13 protein-coding genes are annotated in these 14,608 nt (G+C 73.5%); 4 read left to right on the top strand and 9 right to left on the bottom strand.

The genetic code is table 11. The annotated features are described in order from the left end of the window. Positions 1-37: 37 nt before the first annotated feature. Positions 38-1,255: a trypsin-like serine peptidase gene (locus F0L17_RS19925; RefSeq protein ID WP_155072120.1), complete on the top strand. Its 1,218-nt coding sequence runs from the start codon at positions 38-40 to the stop codon at positions 1,253-1,255. A 149-nt stretch (positions 1,256-1,404) separates the two neighbouring features. Here the strand turns inward: F0L17_RS19925 and panD are convergent, their stop codons facing one another. The 6 genes from panD to miaA form a co-directional block, all read right to left on the bottom strand. After that, positions 1,405-1,821 (bottom strand): aspartate 1-decarboxylase, encoded by a 417-nt coding sequence (gene panD / locus F0L17_RS19920; RefSeq protein ID WP_155072119.1) that lies wholly within the window; start codon positions 1,819-1,821, stop codon positions 1,405-1,407. Between the two features lie 503 nt (positions 1,822-2,324). Then, positions 2,325-3,824 carry a GTPase HflX gene (gene hflX / locus F0L17_RS19915; RefSeq protein WP_155072118.1) on the bottom strand — a complete coding sequence of 500 codons (1,500 nt, stop codon included), beginning with the start codon at positions 3,822-3,824 and terminating at the stop codon, positions 2,325-2,327. A gap of 191 nt (positions 3,825-4,015) precedes the next feature. Next, a complete protein-coding gene (locus F0L17_RS19910) occupies positions 4,016-6,169 on the bottom strand; it encodes a RelA/SpoT family protein (protein ID WP_155072117.1) in 2,154 nt (717 codons plus the stop codon). 83 nt (positions 6,170-6,252) lie between these two features. Further along, the gene (dapF, locus tag F0L17_RS19905) at positions 6,253-7,155 is read right to left on the bottom strand and encodes a diaminopimelate epimerase (protein WP_162466465.1); all 903 of its coding nucleotides are present in this window, start codon (positions 7,153-7,155) and stop codon (positions 6,253-6,255) included. Positions 7,156-7,243: 88 nt separating this feature from the next. Further along, a complete protein-coding gene (locus tag F0L17_RS19900) occupies positions 7,244-7,720 on the bottom strand; it encodes a hypothetical protein (RefSeq protein WP_155073905.1) in 477 nt (158 codons plus the stop codon). Between the two features lie 107 nt (positions 7,721-7,827). Further along, positions 7,828-8,766, bottom strand: coding sequence for a tRNA (adenosine(37)-N6)-dimethylallyltransferase MiaA (gene miaA, locus F0L17_RS19895; protein WP_162466463.1), 939 nt, complete (start codon positions 8,764-8,766; stop codon positions 7,828-7,830). A 184-nt stretch (positions 8,767-8,950) separates the two neighbouring features. Between miaA and F0L17_RS19890 the strand changes: the two genes are divergently transcribed. Continuing rightward, positions 8,951-9,310 carry a hypothetical protein gene (locus tag F0L17_RS19890; RefSeq protein ID WP_155072116.1) on the top strand — a complete coding sequence of 120 codons (360 nt, stop codon included), beginning with the start codon at positions 8,951-8,953 and terminating at the stop codon, positions 9,308-9,310. 63 nt (positions 9,311-9,373) lie between these two features. Next, the gene (locus F0L17_RS19885; RefSeq protein ID WP_155073904.1) at positions 9,374-9,583 is read left to right on the top strand and encodes an antitoxin; all 210 of its coding nucleotides are present in this window, start codon (positions 9,374-9,376) and stop codon (positions 9,581-9,583) included. A 150-nt stretch (positions 9,584-9,733) separates the two neighbouring features. Here F0L17_RS19885 and F0L17_RS19880 read toward each other — a convergent pair whose 3' ends face one another. Together F0L17_RS19880 and miaB are read right to left on the bottom strand one after the other, a co-directional pair. Then, the gene (locus F0L17_RS19880; protein ID WP_155072115.1) at positions 9,734-10,441 is read right to left on the bottom strand and encodes a class III extradiol dioxygenase subunit B-like domain-containing protein; all 708 of its coding nucleotides are present in this window, start codon (positions 10,439-10,441) and stop codon (positions 9,734-9,736) included. Between the two features lie 142 nt (positions 10,442-10,583). After that, positions 10,584-12,071, bottom strand: coding sequence for a tRNA (N6-isopentenyl adenosine(37)-C2)-methylthiotransferase MiaB (gene miaB, locus F0L17_RS19875; RefSeq protein ID WP_155072114.1), 1,488 nt, complete (start codon positions 12,069-12,071; stop codon positions 10,584-10,586). A gap of 77 nt (positions 12,072-12,148) precedes the next feature. Between miaB and F0L17_RS19870 the strand changes: the two genes are divergently transcribed. After that, complete coding sequence (locus F0L17_RS19870) at positions 12,149-13,147, top strand: TAXI family TRAP transporter solute-binding subunit (RefSeq protein ID WP_155072113.1); 999 nt, start codon at positions 12,149-12,151, stop codon at positions 13,145-13,147. Here the strand turns inward: F0L17_RS19870 and F0L17_RS19865 are convergent. Beyond that, positions 13,137-14,588 carry an ATP-binding protein gene (locus F0L17_RS19865; protein ID WP_162466462.1) on the bottom strand — a complete coding sequence of 484 codons (1,452 nt, stop codon included), beginning with the start codon at positions 14,586-14,588 and terminating at the stop codon, positions 13,137-13,139. The genes F0L17_RS19870 and F0L17_RS19865 overlap by 11 nt on opposite strands. Between the last annotated feature and the right edge of the window lie 20 nt (positions 14,589-14,608).

Here is a 14,608-nt window from a genome sequence, read left to right as displayed (position 1 = left end):
CGACGAAGAGCGCCGTTCCAGGGGGGGATTTCCGTCCATGTCATCTACCGGCAGGAGACGAGCCGTACCGATCGCAGTGGTGCTGGCGGCGGCTCTGACCGTCACCGCCACCGCGTGCGGACCCGAGGACGGCGGGAGCGACGCCGGAGCCGAACCCGGCGTCTCCGCCTCGGCCGGGAACGGCTCCGACGGCGGACGGCTGGGCGGCATCCGTCTGCCGGACGAACTTCCCGCCGCGCTGAGGGACTTCGATCCCGAGAAGTGGAAGAACGGGGAGTGGCGGGACTGGGACCCGGACCGCTGGCTGCGCGAGGCCAAGGACTTCGTCAACCCCGTCATCGAGGGCCTGTGGGACCCGGACCGGATGAGGGACGCCGAGGAGAACGACCGCCGGGTCGATGAGGAGGACGTCGACGGCGGCACCGACGGGGGCGGTTCGAGGGACGAGGGCGTCACCGACCCCGAGCCGGAACCGCGGAAGGCCCGACCGGTGCGGACCCCCTACCGGGAGAACGCCCCGGCGGTGGGCAAGGTCTTCATGGACACTCCCAAGGGGGCCATGGTCTGTTCCGGCACCGTCGTGAAGGATCCCAACCGTCCCGGCAGGTCCGATCTCGTCGCCACCGCCGGCCACTGTGTCCACGCCGGCAGGAACGGCGGCTGGTTCCGCAACGTCGTCTTCGTCCCCTCCTACAACGACACCGCGCTGGGGGCCGCCGAGTTGGGGAGAGCCTCCCGCGAGGAGGTCGCCCCGCACGGCGTGTACTGGGCGACCTGGGCGCAGACCACCGAACACTGGATCGAGAACGGCGCCGAGACCGGTGGGGCGGGCGCCTCCCAGGACTTCGCCGTGTTGCGCGTGGAGCCCGAGGAGAAGGGCGGCAGGTCCCTGGAGGAGACCGTCGGCGCCGCGCTGCCGGTCGACTTCGGCACGCCGGCGGTGTCCTCGGTCGCCGCGCACGGCTACCCCGCGGCCCCGCCGTTCGACGGGTTGACCATGCACACCTGCGCCGACCGGCCCGGGCGGCTGACGCTCGGCCCCTCGGAGTCCACGATGTACCGCATCGGCTGCACCATGACCGGCGGTTCCTCCGGCGGCGGCTGGTTCGCCGCAGACCCCTCGGGCGGGTCCGTACTGGTCTCGGTCACCTCCATCGGCACCCCGGACCATACCTGGTTGGCCGGGCCGCGGCTCGGGGACGAGGCCGAGGGCGTCCTGACGGCCGTCAGCGAGAAGTACGCCGGCGGGAGCTGAGGCCCGAGGGGTGTGCGGTGGGCGCCGGGGCCGGCCCGGGGTCCCGGCGCCCCGGTGGACGGCCGAGGGCCCCGTCGCTCCCTTCCCGGGGAGGAACGGGGCCCTCGATCGTCCGTACGCGGCCGCGGGCCGCCTCGGTCACGGCTCCGTCAGGCCAGTGCCATGGGGCTGCGCCGGGTGTCGCCGCCGGGGACCGGCTCGGACGGGTCGGTGCCCAGCTCCACGATGCGGTTGTCCGCGTCGACGTGCACCACCTTCGGCGTGTGGGCGCGCGCCTCGGCGTCCTCGAACTGCGCGTAGCTGATGAGGATCACCAGGTCGCCGGGGTGCACCAGATGCGCGGCGGCACCGTTGATCCCGATCACCCCGGAGCCGCGCCGTCCCTCGATGACGTAGGTCTCCAGACGGGCCCCGTTGGTGACGTCGACGATGTGGACCAGCTCGCCGGGCAGCAGGTCCGCGGCGTCCATCAGGTCCGCGTCGATCGTGACGGACCCCACGTAGTGGAGATCCGCCTCGGTGACCGTGGCCCGGTGGATCTTCGACTTGAACAGAGTACGCAGCATCGAACGCTCCCAAAATTCGGCTCCCTGCCTGCTCTCTGCAGGTCAAGGGCACTTCCCCACTCTACAGCGGTCCGGTTTCCGGCTGTTTTCCCGACTGGCGTTCCGGTGTTGGCGCCGACCGTTCGCCGAGCTCCCCGACGTCGCACCCGGAGGATGTGGAGACGTCCGCGCGGACCTTCCGCTTCACGACCACGGCCGACAGGCGGAACCAGGGTACGGAACGACGCTTCGGGCCGCACCGAGAGCCCTGTCACACCGACAAGGAACCCAAGCGGTCCCCGACACCGTCTCCGGCCCGTGCGCAGGCCCGACCGCATCGCCACCGGTCCCCGGAGACGGTCCCCCCTCACGGCCGGGCCGCGCGGAGGCGTACGCGGTCGTCCGGGGCGTGCCGTGCCGGTCCTCGGCGGGTGGCCGGGCGGGCACGGGCGCGGGCCCGCCCCCGAAGGGTGCGGGCCCGGTGTGCCGTGCGGTCGGTCGGAAGGCGGGTGCCCGGGGACGGGTCAGACCCCCGTGCCCGCCGTGACGTACGTCCTGAGTTCGGCCGCCAACTCCTCGTGGACGCGGACCGACAGGAGCGTGCCGCCCTCGGTGTGTTCCTCGGAGACCACCTCGCCCTCGGCGTGGGCCCGGGAGACCAGGTCGCCGCGGGTGTAGGGCACCAGTGCCGTCAGCTCCACGCCGGGGCGCGGAAGCTCACGGTCGATCAGCTCCAGCAGCTCGTCGACGCCCTGGCCGGTACGGGCCGAGACGGCGATGGCGTGCTTCTCGGCGCGCAGCAGTCGCTGGAGGACCAACGGGTCGGCGGCGTCCGCCTTGTTGACCACCACGATCTCCGGCACGTCCGCCGCGCCGACGTCCCGGATCACCTCGCGCACGGCGGCCAGTTGCTCCTCCGGCGAGGGGTGGGAGCCGTCGACCACGTGGAGGATCAGATCGGAGTCGCCGACCTCCTCCATCGTGGAGCGGAACGCCTCGACGAGGTGGTGCGGCAGGTGTCGCACGAATCCGACGGTGTCGGCCAGGGTGTAGGCCCGGCCGCTGGGGGTCTCGGCGCGGCGCACGGTCGGGTCCAGGGTGGCGAACAGCGCGTTCTCCACCAGCACGCCCGCGCCCGTGAGCCGGTTGAGCAGCGAGGACTTGCCGGCGTTGGTGTATCCGGCGATGGCGACCGAGGGGACCTTGTTCCTGCGGCGCTCCTGCCGCTTGACGTCGCGGCCGGTCTTCATCTCCGCGATCTCGCGGCGCAGCTTCGCCATCTTCTCGCGGATCCGTCGCCGGTCCGTCTCGATCTTGGTCTCACCGGGACCGCGGGTGGCCATGCCGCCGCCCGAGGAACCGGAGCCACCACCACCCATCTGTCGGGACAGCGACTGGCCCCAACCGCGGAGCCTGGGCAGCATGTACTGCATCTGGGCCAGCGCCACCTGCGCCTTGCCCTCGCGGGACTTGGCGTGCTGGGCGAAGATGTCGAGGATCAGGGCGGTCCGGTCGACCACCTTGACCTTGACGACGTCCTCCAGGTGGATGAGCTGGCCGGGGCTGAGTTCACCGTCGCACACGACGGTGTCGGCGCCGGTCTCCAGCACGATGTCGCGCAGTTCCTGGGCCTTGCCGGAACCGATGTAGGTGGCCGGGTCCGGCTTGTCGCGGCGCTGGACCACACCGTCGAGGACGAGCGCGCCCGCCGTCTCGGCGAGGGCGGCGAGCTCCGCGAGGGAGTTCTCCGCGTCCTGCACGGTGCCGGAGGTCCACACGCCCACGAGCACCACGCGTTCCAGACGCAGCCGGCGGTACTCGACCTCGGTGACGTCCTGGAGCTCCGTGGACAGGCCCACGACCCTGCGGAGGGCGGCGCGGTCGAAGCGGTCGCGCTGGTCACCGTCGCGCTCGCCGTCGATCTCGGGGATCCAAGCGACGTCCTCCTCCATCAGGGCGTCGGCTCGGCGGGGCGTCTCGGCGAGGCGCTGGCCGTTCTGCGGGAGGGAGGAAGAGAAGGTCATCGTGTCCTTACGTCGATGGAGTGACTGTCCGGGTCAACGCACGAGGTTCCCGGAACATTCCCGGGTGGCGCCGCCCCGACGTCGGGGCGTGGTCCGGCACCTCGATGGTGGCACGGTGCCGCCCGATCGTCACCTGGTTTGCGCCGCTTCCGGGGGCGCGACGGGCGTTCGGGTGGGCTCGGGAGCGGTTCTCAGGGAGTCCGGCGGGTGGTCCGTTCGACGTCGTAGACGCCCGGCACGTCCCGCATGGCCCGCATCAGCCGGGGCAACTCGCCGGCGTCCTCCAACCGCAGGGTGTAGGTGTGTCGCACCCGGTGTTCCCGGGGAGGTTCGACCTCGGCGGAGACCACGGCGGCGCCCTGCGCCGCGATGGCCTCGGTGAGGTCGGCGAGGAGGTGGGGGCGGTTGAGCGCCTCGGCGTACAGCCTCACCCGGCAGCCGGCACCGCCGGCATGCCACCGCACGGGGACGGTGGGACGTCCGGCGGCGACCATCCGGGCCACCGCGGGGCAGCCCTCGCGGTGGGCGGTCACCGCGCCGCCGCGCACCGCGAAGCCGACGACCGCGTCGGGGGGCACGGGCGTGCAGCAGCGGGCCAGCCGCACGGGGGCGCCGGGCGGTACGGCGACGGCCGCGGGCTCCTCCCGGGGGAGGTCGGGACGCCCGTGCGGGTCGTGGCGCTCGTCCGGGGCGGACGCGAGGGCGACGGCGGTGACGGCAGGGGCGGGAGCGGCGTTCGGGACGTCGGTGGTCCCGTCGGCCCCGGCGCCGTCGCCGGCGTCGAACGGGCCCGAAGTCCGGCTCCCGTCCCCCTGGTGGGTGTCGAGCCAGGTCCGGATGGCGATCCGGGCAGTGGGCGTGTGGGCGTGCTCCAACCATTGCGGGGAGGGCCCGGAGGTGCCTTCGGGCGCCATCAGCAGGTGCAGGGCGTCACCGTCGCGCAACACGGTGCCCAGCGTGGTCAGTCTGCCGTCCACCCTGGCGCCGACCAGCGCGTGCCCGGCCGCGCCGTAGCGGGCGTAGGCGGCGTCCACGCAGGTGGCGCCCGCGGGCAGGTGGAGGGTGGCCGTCCGGGCGGCGTTGTCCGGGTCGACGCAGAAGACGGTGATCTCCCGGTCCTGGGCGAGGTCGTCGCGGAGTTCGGCCCAGAAAGTGTCGGGATCGGGCGCCTGGCTCTGCCACTCCAGCAGCCGCTCCAGCCAACCGGGGCGGGTGGGGTCGGCGCGCTCGCCGCCGTCGGCACCGTCCTCGCCCGGGGCGTGGTGCGGGTCCCCCAGGGCGATCACCCCGGCCTCGGCGACGCGGTGCATCCGACGGGTGCGGACCAGTACCTCCGCCACCCGGCCCTCGGCGTCGGCGAAGGCCGTGTGCAGCGACTGGTACAGGTTGAACTTGGGAACCGCGATGAAGTCCTTGAACTCCGACATCACCGGGGTGAAGCAGGTGTGCAGCTCCCCCAGGACGGCGTAGCAGTCGGCGTTCTCGGCGACCAGGATCAGCAGCCGTCCGAAGTCGCAGGGACCCAACTCGCCGCGTTTGGAGCGGGCCCGGTGGACGGAGAGGAAGTGCCGGGGCCGGATGAGGACCTCGGCCGCGATGCCGGCCTCCCGCAGCACGCCCCGCACCGCCTCGGCGATCTCGGCGAGCGGGTCGGGGCCGGCGTTGTGCTCCCGGATCACCTCCCGGGTGCGGGCGTACTCCTCGGGGTGGAGGACGGCGAAGACCAGGTCCTCCAGTTCGGTCTTGAGCGCCTGCACGCCCAACCGCTCGGCCAGCGGGATCAGCACGTCACGGGTGACACGGGCGATCCGCGCCTGCTTCTCGGGCCGCATCACGCCCAGGGTGCGCATGTTGTGCAGCCGGTCGGCGAGCTTGATGGACATCACACGGACGTCGTTGCCGGTGGCCACCAGCATCTTGCGGAAGGTCTCCGGCTCGGCGGCCGCCCCGTAGTCGACCTTCTCCAGTTTGGTGACGCCGTCGACGAGGTAGCTCACCTCCTCGCCGAACTCCTCGCGCACCTGCTCCAGGGTGACGTCGGTGTCCTCGACGGTGTCGTGGAGCAGGGACGCCGTCAGCGTCGTGGTCTCGGCGCCGAGTTCGGCCAGGATCAGGGTGACGGCCAACGGATGCGTGATGTAGGGCTCGCCGCTCTTGCGCGTCTGGCCGCGGTGCGAGTACTCCGCCAGGACGTAGGCGCGGCGGAGGATGTCGAGGTCCGCGCCGGGGTGGTGGGCGCGATGGGCCTTGGCGAGGTGTTCGATGGCGTCGGGGAGGGCGTGGCGGGGCGAGGCGCCCAGGAGGGCCGCACGACCGAGCTTGCGAAGGCTCCGTACCGCACTCATGGCACCTCCCACTGCGCCGGGGCGCTTGATCCTATCGAGCCTGCCACGCGCCGCGTGTCGCCTCCTGTCCACAGTGGCCGGGATCACTCGTTCGAGTGGCCGCCCTTCCCGGGGGCGGCGAACCAGTCGGGGTCGATGGTGCCCTCGGCGACGATCACGGCGGGGCCGGTCATCTCGACACCGCCGTCCGGGTGTTCGGTGATCACCAGGCGCCCGCCGGGCACGTCGACGGTGTAGGAGACCGGAACGCCCTCGGTCGCCGGATCGACGCCGTCGCGCCGGGCGGCGGCGACCATGACCGCGCAGGCGCCCGTACCGCACGAACGGGTCTCGCCCGAACCGCGCTCGTGCACCCGCAGGGCCACGTGGCGCCGGCCGCGGTCGACGACGAACTCCACGTTGACGCCCTCGGGATAGGCCTCGGCCGGGGTGACGGCGGGGGCGGTGAGGAGGTCGCCGGCGTGGTCGAGGTCGTCGACGAAGGCGACGGCGTGCGGGTTGCCCATGCTGACGTTGCGCGCCGGCCAGTCGCGTCCGCCGACGGTGACGGTGACCGACGGATCGGCTCCGGCGGGCAGCCGGGCGGCGCCCATGTGGACGGTGACGTCGCCGTCCTTGGCCAGGTGCACCCTGCGCACGCCCGCCCGGGTGGCGACGGCGAGATCGCCGGCTCCGGCCAGCCCGGCACGCTGGAGGTGGCGCGCGAAGACCCGTACGCCGTTGCCGCACATCTCCGCGACACTGCCGTCGGCGTTGCGGTAGTCCATGAACCACTCGGCCTCGTCGGCCATTCCCCGCGCCTCGGGGTGGACGGCGGAGCGCACCACGCGCAGCAGTCCGTCGCCGCCGATGCCCGCGCGCCGGTCGCACAGTCGGGCCACGGCCTCGGGAGACGGGTCCAGCGTCCCATCGGGGTCGGGGATGATCACGAAGTCGTTCTCGGTGCCGTGTCCCTTGAGGAACCGCACGGGGGCAGAGCTGTCCACGTGTCCATCGTACGGGCCGGCCGCGCCCCTCGACGCGGGCGCCTCCGCCCCGGCGGGGGCCCGGTCACCGGGCGGGCGCCCCCGGCGGTCAGCGCAGGCGGGCGACGCGCCAGACGGCCAGGGCCACCAGGGTGCCGACGACCACCGTGTACAGCGCGACCAGTCGCCAGTCGGGGCGCTCGCCGGAGCCGCGCGCGGGCAGTCCGGGCCAGGCCAGGCCGGCCCGACGGGCGGCCATCATGCCCCAGCCGGCGGCGCAGCCGCTGAGGAGCAGACCGAGCATGGCGACCACCGCCCCCCCGTCGCCCAGTCCGAAGGCCAGGGGGAACGCGAACATCAGCGAGCCGGCGGCGCCCAGGCCCACGATCGGGGCGGTCTGCCACAGCCGCAGCCGCCGTGGTGGGCGGAGCTCGCCGTAGGACTCGTTCCCGTCCGCGGCGGGGTCCTCCCCCAGTCCGTCGAGGCCCTCCGCGTCCTCCAGTCCGATCGGACCGTCGGCCTCCGGGCCGTCGACCCGGATCGGCTCGACGGTCGGCTCGTCGCCGTTACGAGGGCCGGCCTCCATCGCCACGTGCCCTCCCAACTCCCGGCTCTGCGGCTCATCGATGGTCGATGATGGCACGTCCGGACAGCTGTCCAGTGCTCTCTGGGCGTCCCGATGCCATCACGTGATCAGGCTGTGACCGCCCGTTCGAGGAGCGCCAGGGCGCGCCCGGGGAGGGCGTCACGGTGCTCGGCCGCTCCACTGAGCCAGTGCACGCGTGGATCACGGCGGAACCAGGAGGCCTGCCGGCGGGCGAACCGCTTGGTGGCGCGCACGGTCTCGGCCCGCGCCTCCTCATCGGTGCACTCACCGGCCAGCGCGGCCAGCACCTGCTGGTAGCCCAGGGCGCGGGAGGCCGTGCGCCCCTCGCGCAGGCCTTCGCGCTCCAGTTCGCGCACCTCTTCGACCAGTCCCGCCTCCCACATGCGGTCCACGCGGCGGGCGATCCGTTCGTCCAGCTCCGGGCGCTCGACGTGAACCCCGATCTGGAGGGTCTCGTAGACGGGATCGGGGCCGGGGAGGTTGGCGGTGAAGGGACGGCCGGTGATCTCGACGACCTCCAGCGCGCGGACGATCCGGCGCCCGTTGCCGGGCAGGATCGCGCGGGCGGCCTCGGGATCGACCGCGGCGAGCCGGGCGTGCAGGGGTCCGGAGCCGTGCTCGGCCAGTTCGGCCTCCAGCCGGGCCCGCACCGTCGGGTCGGTGCCGGGGAACTCCAGGGCGTCGATGGCACCGCGCACGTACAGGCCCGAGCCGCCCACCAACACCGGGGTGCGCCCCCGCGCGAGCAGGCGGTCGATCTCGGCGCGGGCCAGCCGTTGGTACTCGGCGACGCTGGCGGTGACCGTGACGTCCCAGACGTCCAGGAGGTGGTGGGGGACGCCCTGTCGCTCCTCGGGCGTCAACTTGGCGGTGCCGATGTCCATGCCGCGGTAGAGCTGCATGGAATCGGCGTTGATCACTTCGCCGCCCAGGTGCCGGGCGAGGAAGACCCCGAGGTCGGACTTCCCGGCCGCGGTGGGGCCGACCACGGTGATGACACGGGGGGTGGAGGGTGGGCTGCTCACGGCCCAAGTCTCGCAAACGCGCGGAGGAGGAATCCGAACGAGTGACGTGACACCACACGTCCGGGGTCGTTGCCTGTTTGCGAGGTTCCGCCCGCGGACCTCGCGGACGAGGGTCCCGGGCGACCCCGTGAGCCGCTCCGGAGTGGGCGGAACATCGACCGCACGAGTAAGCTCTGGAGATGATATGGGCGTTTTTGCCTGGTTCCGTCGTGGTTCGAAGGCACCGGAGGAGGACGTCTCCCCCGCCCCCGCTCCCCTCCCGGAGGACGAGGGCGCACCGCGTGAGGGGGAGGGCCCGGACACCGGGGCCGGGCGGGCCGGTGAGGAGGTGGCCGGGACCGCGGACAAAAGCACCGCGGAAGGCGCTGGCCGGAGCAGCGCCGAGGAGACCGGCGCCGCCACGGGCGCCGGAAGGGGCGACACCGGCGGGGACGGCGAATCCCCCGGGGCCGCCGACGGCGACGCCGGGAGCACCCGGATCCCCGGACAGCAGTCCGCCGGACGGACGGCGGACGACGCCACCGGCACGGGCACCGCGGGCTGACGGCCCGCCCTGCCGCGCAGTCGCCGCCGATCCGTCACGGAGCCGAGGAACGGAGTGACCGCCATGGGCTTCAAGGACAAGGTCAAGGGCATGATGAGCCAGCACGGCGACAAGGCCGACCGGGGCGTCGAGAAGGCCGGGGACGCCGTCGACGAGAGGACCGGGGGCAAGCACCGGCGCCACATCGACACCGGCACCGACAAGGCCCGGAAGACCAGGAAGCGGATGACCCGCGACGAGGGCGAGGGCGGCACCGGCGGCCCCGCCGCCTGACGTCTCCGCCGCGGCGACGGCCGTACGGCTCCCCGGGCCGTGCGGCCGTCGCTCGTACCGGCCCGCGCGGAAGCCACGCGCGCGACGCGCGTCCGGCCCCGGTCGGTCCGGCGGCCGCAGCCGCGGCTACGGCTACGGCTACGGCTACGGCTACGACCAGCTCGCCACCAGGTAACCGACGCCGTACGGCGCCTGGTCGTACAGCAGGTGCCCCTCCAGCCCGGCTCCCCGCGCCGCACCGGCCAGCACCTGCCAGCAGGCCCGCCCGGACGCCCCCAGCTCGTAGGCCGTCTCCTCGTCGAGTTCCAGCAGCGCCTCGACGTCGGCCGACCCCAGGGCTCGGGCGGCGGCCGCGTCGAAGCCGGCGGCGCGCTCGTCGAAGTAGCCGGGGGCCTTCACCGTCCGGCAGATGGTGCCGTCCCCCATCACCAGCAGGGCCGTCCGCTCGGGGCCGGCCGCCACCTCGCGTCCGACGGCCGCGCACCGGTCCCCCGGCAGCGGCTCGGCCACCCCGAGGCCCTCCACGGGGGCCGCGCCCCACTCCGTGCGCCCGAGCAGCCAGGCGCCCACGGTCAGTGACGGTGGAAGCGGACGGTCGGCCGGCTCCCCCGCGCCGAGGACGACCTCCAGATCGACACCGAAGGGCTTGAAGGAACCGACGGCACCGCCGGGGTGTCTGCCCCGGCCCGCCGGGGCGGCGGGCCCGACGACGACGAGCCGGTCGGGCCGGGCGGCGGCCAGCACGGCGATCGCGTCGTAGCAGGCGGCCCGGGCGTCGTCCATCTCGTGGGCGGCGCCCCCCGCGACCTCGGGCACCAACAGGGGCGGACAAGGGCACACGGCGGCGGCGACAAGCATGTCGCGCAGCCTACCGCCGCCCTACCACCGCCGCCTCGCCCCGCCGGAGGGCACACGGGGGCTCACGTGGTCACCCGTCCGGCGCACGGTCGGCGGGCGGAACGCGGAGGGCGACCACCGCGGACCGGCGCCGGACACGGGATCAGCAGGTGCCACAGCCGTCCGGCGCGGCGGGCAGCGGCTCGGGAACACCGACGGTCGGCAGCCCCAGCATCACGCCCTTGCTCTGCGGCGCGGGCGAGGCGTTGCGCCGCTCCCATGCCTCCCCCGCGCGGGTGCGACGCACTCCCAGCACCGGCCCCTCGGCCAACAGGTGGTGCGGAGCGGCGTAGGTGACCTCGACGGTGGCCATGTCGCCGGGCCGCGGCACCGAGTCCTCGGGGCGGGTGAAGTGGACCAGCCGGTTGTCGGGGGCTCGGCCGGACAACCGCCGGGTGGCCCCGTCCTTGCGGCCCTCGCCCTCGGCGACCATGACCTCCAGCACCCGGCCGACCTGCTTCCTGTTCTCCGCCCAGGAGATCTCCTCCTGGAGGGCGACCAGGCGCTCGTAGCGCTCCTGCACGACCTCCTTGGGGACCTGTCCGGCCATCTCCGCCGCCGGGGTCCCGGGGCGCTTGGAGTACTGGAAGGTGAACGCCTGCGCGAAGCGGGCCTCGCGCACCACGTGCAGGGTCTGCTCGAAGTCCTCCTCGGTCTCGCCGGGGAAGCCCACGATGATGTCGGTGGAGATCGCCGCGTCCGGGATGGCGGCCCGCACCTTCTCGATGATCCCCAGGTAGCGCTCCTGCCGGTAGGAGCGGCGCATCGCCCGCAGCACGCGGTCGGAGCCGGACTGCAGCGGCATGTGAAGCTGCGGCATCACGTTCTCCGTCTCGGCCATGGCGGCGATGACGTCGTCGGTGAAGTCGCGCGGGTGCGGGGAGGTGAAGCGGACCCGCTCCAGCCCCTCGATCCTCCCGCAGGCACGCAGCAGCTTGGAGAACGCCTCGCGGTCGCCGATGTCGGACCCGTAGGCGTTGACGTTCTGCCCGAGGAGGGTGATCTCGGTGACGCCCTCGGCCACCAGCGCCTCGACCTCGGCGAGGATGTCGCCGGGGCGGCGGTCCTTCTCCTTGCCGCGCAGGGCGGGGACGATGCAGAAGGTGCAGGTGTTGTTGCAGCCGACCGAGATGGAGACCCAGGCCGCGTACGCGCTCTCGCGCCGGGTCGGCAGCGTGGAGGGGAACGCCTCCAGCGACTCGGCGATCTCCACCTGCGCCTCCCGCCGGACGCGGGCGCGTTCCAGCAGCGCGGGCAGGCTCCCGATGTTGTGGGTGCCGAAGACCACGTCGACCCAGGGCGCCCGCTCCACGATGGTGTCGCGGTCCTTCTGCGCCAGGCAACCGCCGACCGCGATCTGCATGCCCGGCCGGGACGCCTTCTTCGGGGCGAGGTGGCCGAGGTTGCCGTACAGCTTGTTGTCGGCGTTCTCCCGCACCGCGCAGGTGTTGAAGACGACCACGTCGGCGTCGTCGGCGTCCCCCGGGGCCCGGACATAGCCCGCGTCCTCCAGCAGGCCCGACAGGCGCTCGGAGTCGTGGACGTTCATCTGGCACCCGTAGGTGCGCACCTGGTAAGTCTTCGCACTCATCTCAGTCGACAGGGTACGTGCTCGCGCCCCTCCCCCGCCTCTCCCTTCCGCACTCCGCTCCTGGCAGGATCGGTGTCATGGTCCCACCGTCCGCCCGCCGCCTCGGGAAGCGGCCGTCGACCGCCGCCGTCGCGGTCGTGGCCGCGCTGGCGCTGTTGCTGTGGTGGCTGCTGCCCGGCGGCGGATCGGCTCCGAGCGGTTCGCTGGTGTTCACCACGGGTGTCCCGGGCGGGGTGTACGAACGTTACGGGGAGCTGCTCAGGCAGCAGCTGGGCCGCGACCTGCCCGAGGTCGAGGTGTCCCTGCTGCCCAGCGAGGGCTCGGTGCAGAACATCGACCGGCTGGTCTCCGGCGAGGCGTCGTTCACCATCGCCGCCGCCGACGCGGTGGCGGCCCACCTGGAGGAGGACCGGCCGGGCGCGGACCGGCTGCGGGCCTGCGCGCGCCTGTACGACGACTACATCCAGCTCGTCGTCCCGGCCGACTCGCCGGTGCGCGAGGCCGCGGACCTAAAGGGGCTGCGGGTCGGGCTCGGGCAGGAGCGCTCCGGCGTCAACCTGATAGCCGGACGGCTGCTGCGGGCCGCGGGCCTGGATCCGAAGCGGGACGTCCGCCCGGTGCTCGAGGGCATAGACCGGATGCCGGAGTTGCTGGTGCGGGAGGAGTTGGACGCCTTCTTCTGGTCCGGCGGCCTGCCCACCGGCGCGATCGCGGAGCTCGCCGACACCGCCGACGTCCGCCTGGTGCCGCTCGGCGACCTGGTGCCCGCGCTGCACTCCCGGGCGCCCGAGACCCGTTCCTCCTACCGGGCCGCGCTGATGCCGGCCGACGCCTACCCGAAGATCCGGAACAGCAGGGCCGTCGAGACGATCGCGGTGGCGAACCTGCTGGTGACGGTGGAGGGAACGGACGACGCGCTGACCGAGGGCGTGACCCGCTCGGTGATCAACAGCCGCGACCGCATCGGCCGCGAGGTGCACGCGGCGCAGAAGGTCGATCTGCGCACGGCCATCTACACCCATCCGCTCCCGTTGCACAGCGGCGCCGAGCGCTACTACCGCTCCGTCAAGTCCTGATCGTCCCGTCCTCCGGCTCGTCGTCCGGCGCGTTCCTCGGAAGGTCGATCGACACCCGAAGACCGTGGGGATCGTTGTGGGCGTAGGAGAGCCGCGCCCCGCCCGCGGCGAGCAGGGCGCGGGAGACGGAGAGTCCGAGTCCGGAGCCGGAGACGTTCTGGTGACGACCGCTGCGCCAGAAGCGATCCCCGATCCGGGCCAGTTCGTCCTCGGTGAGGCCGGGGCCTCGGTCGGCGACCTCGACGACGACCCGGTCGCCCTCGGGCGCGACGGAGACCGTGACCGTCTCTCCTGCCGGGGTGAACTTCACCGCGTTGTCCACCACCGCGTCCAGCGCGCTGGAGAGGGTGACGGGGTCGGCCCAGCCCGTCACCGCGCCGTTGCCCTCCGCGCGCAGCTCCACCCCCTTGTTCTCCGCGGTCGGCCGCCACGCCGCGACGCGTTCGGCGGCGAGCGCGGCGATGTCGGTCAGCCGCAGGTCGGCGGAGGAGTGCTCGGCCAGCGCCAGGTCCAGGAGACCGTCGAGGACCCGGGCCAGCCGCCTCCCCTCCTCCCGTACCGAGGCGATCTCCTCGTTGCCCTCGGGGAGTTCCAGGGCCAGCAGGTCGATGCGGAGCAGGAGGGCGGACAGCGGGTTGCGCAGCTGGTGGGAGGCGTCGGCGACGAAGGCGCGCTGCTGTTCCAGGACGGTCTCGACGTGGTCGGCCATCTCGTTGAAGGACCGGGTCAGGCGCCGCAGTTCGGGCGGCCCGCTCAGGGCCGCCACCCGGGAGGCCAGCCGACCGGTGGCGATGTCGTGGGCCGCCCTGTCCAGTACGCGCACCGGTTCGAGCACCCATCCCGTCATCCGGAAGGCCACCGCGACCGCGACGAGCATGGCGGCCGCCTCCCCGGCGGCCAACGGCAGCCAGTCGCGCAGGATGCGCGAGCGCATCGGTCCGGTGGGCGAGTCGGTCAGGACGACGGCCACGACGTCGCCGTCGCGGACCACCGGTGAGGCCACCGCGAGCCGGCCGTCCTGCCAGGGCCACACCTGCGGGGGATCGTGGCTGCGGCGCCCGACCAGCGCCTCGGCGAAGGCGGCGGCGCCCTCCCCCGCTTCGGGGACCTGCCAGTCCGACGGAGCGGCGGCCATCGTGCTGCCGTTCCGGTGGAAGACGCCGGCGCGGATGCCGTACAGGTCGTGGTAGCGCTCGAGTTCGTCGACGAGCGTGGCCAGCCGCTCGTCCTGCTGCCGGTTCTCGGCCGTGGTGGGGCTGCGGGCCTGGGAGCGGGTGGTGACGTACTGGGCCAGGGAGGCGAAGCGCGCGGTGTCGTCGATGCGGTCCACCACGACGGCCTGCTGTTCGGCGGCGGCCATGCTCGCGGCGAGCGGGAAGCCGAGGGCGAGCAGCACCGCGGCCATCAGGGCGATGAGGAGGGCGAGGAGACGCGTGCGCACGGTGGGGGCCGTTCTCCTGC

Source organism: Streptomyces taklimakanensis (assembly GCF_009709575.1).
GTDB classification, from domain to species: Bacteria; Actinomycetota; Actinomycetes; order Streptomycetales; family Streptomycetaceae; genus Streptomyces; species Streptomyces taklimakanensis.
This window is presented reverse-complemented; position numbering and strand designations above follow the sequence as displayed.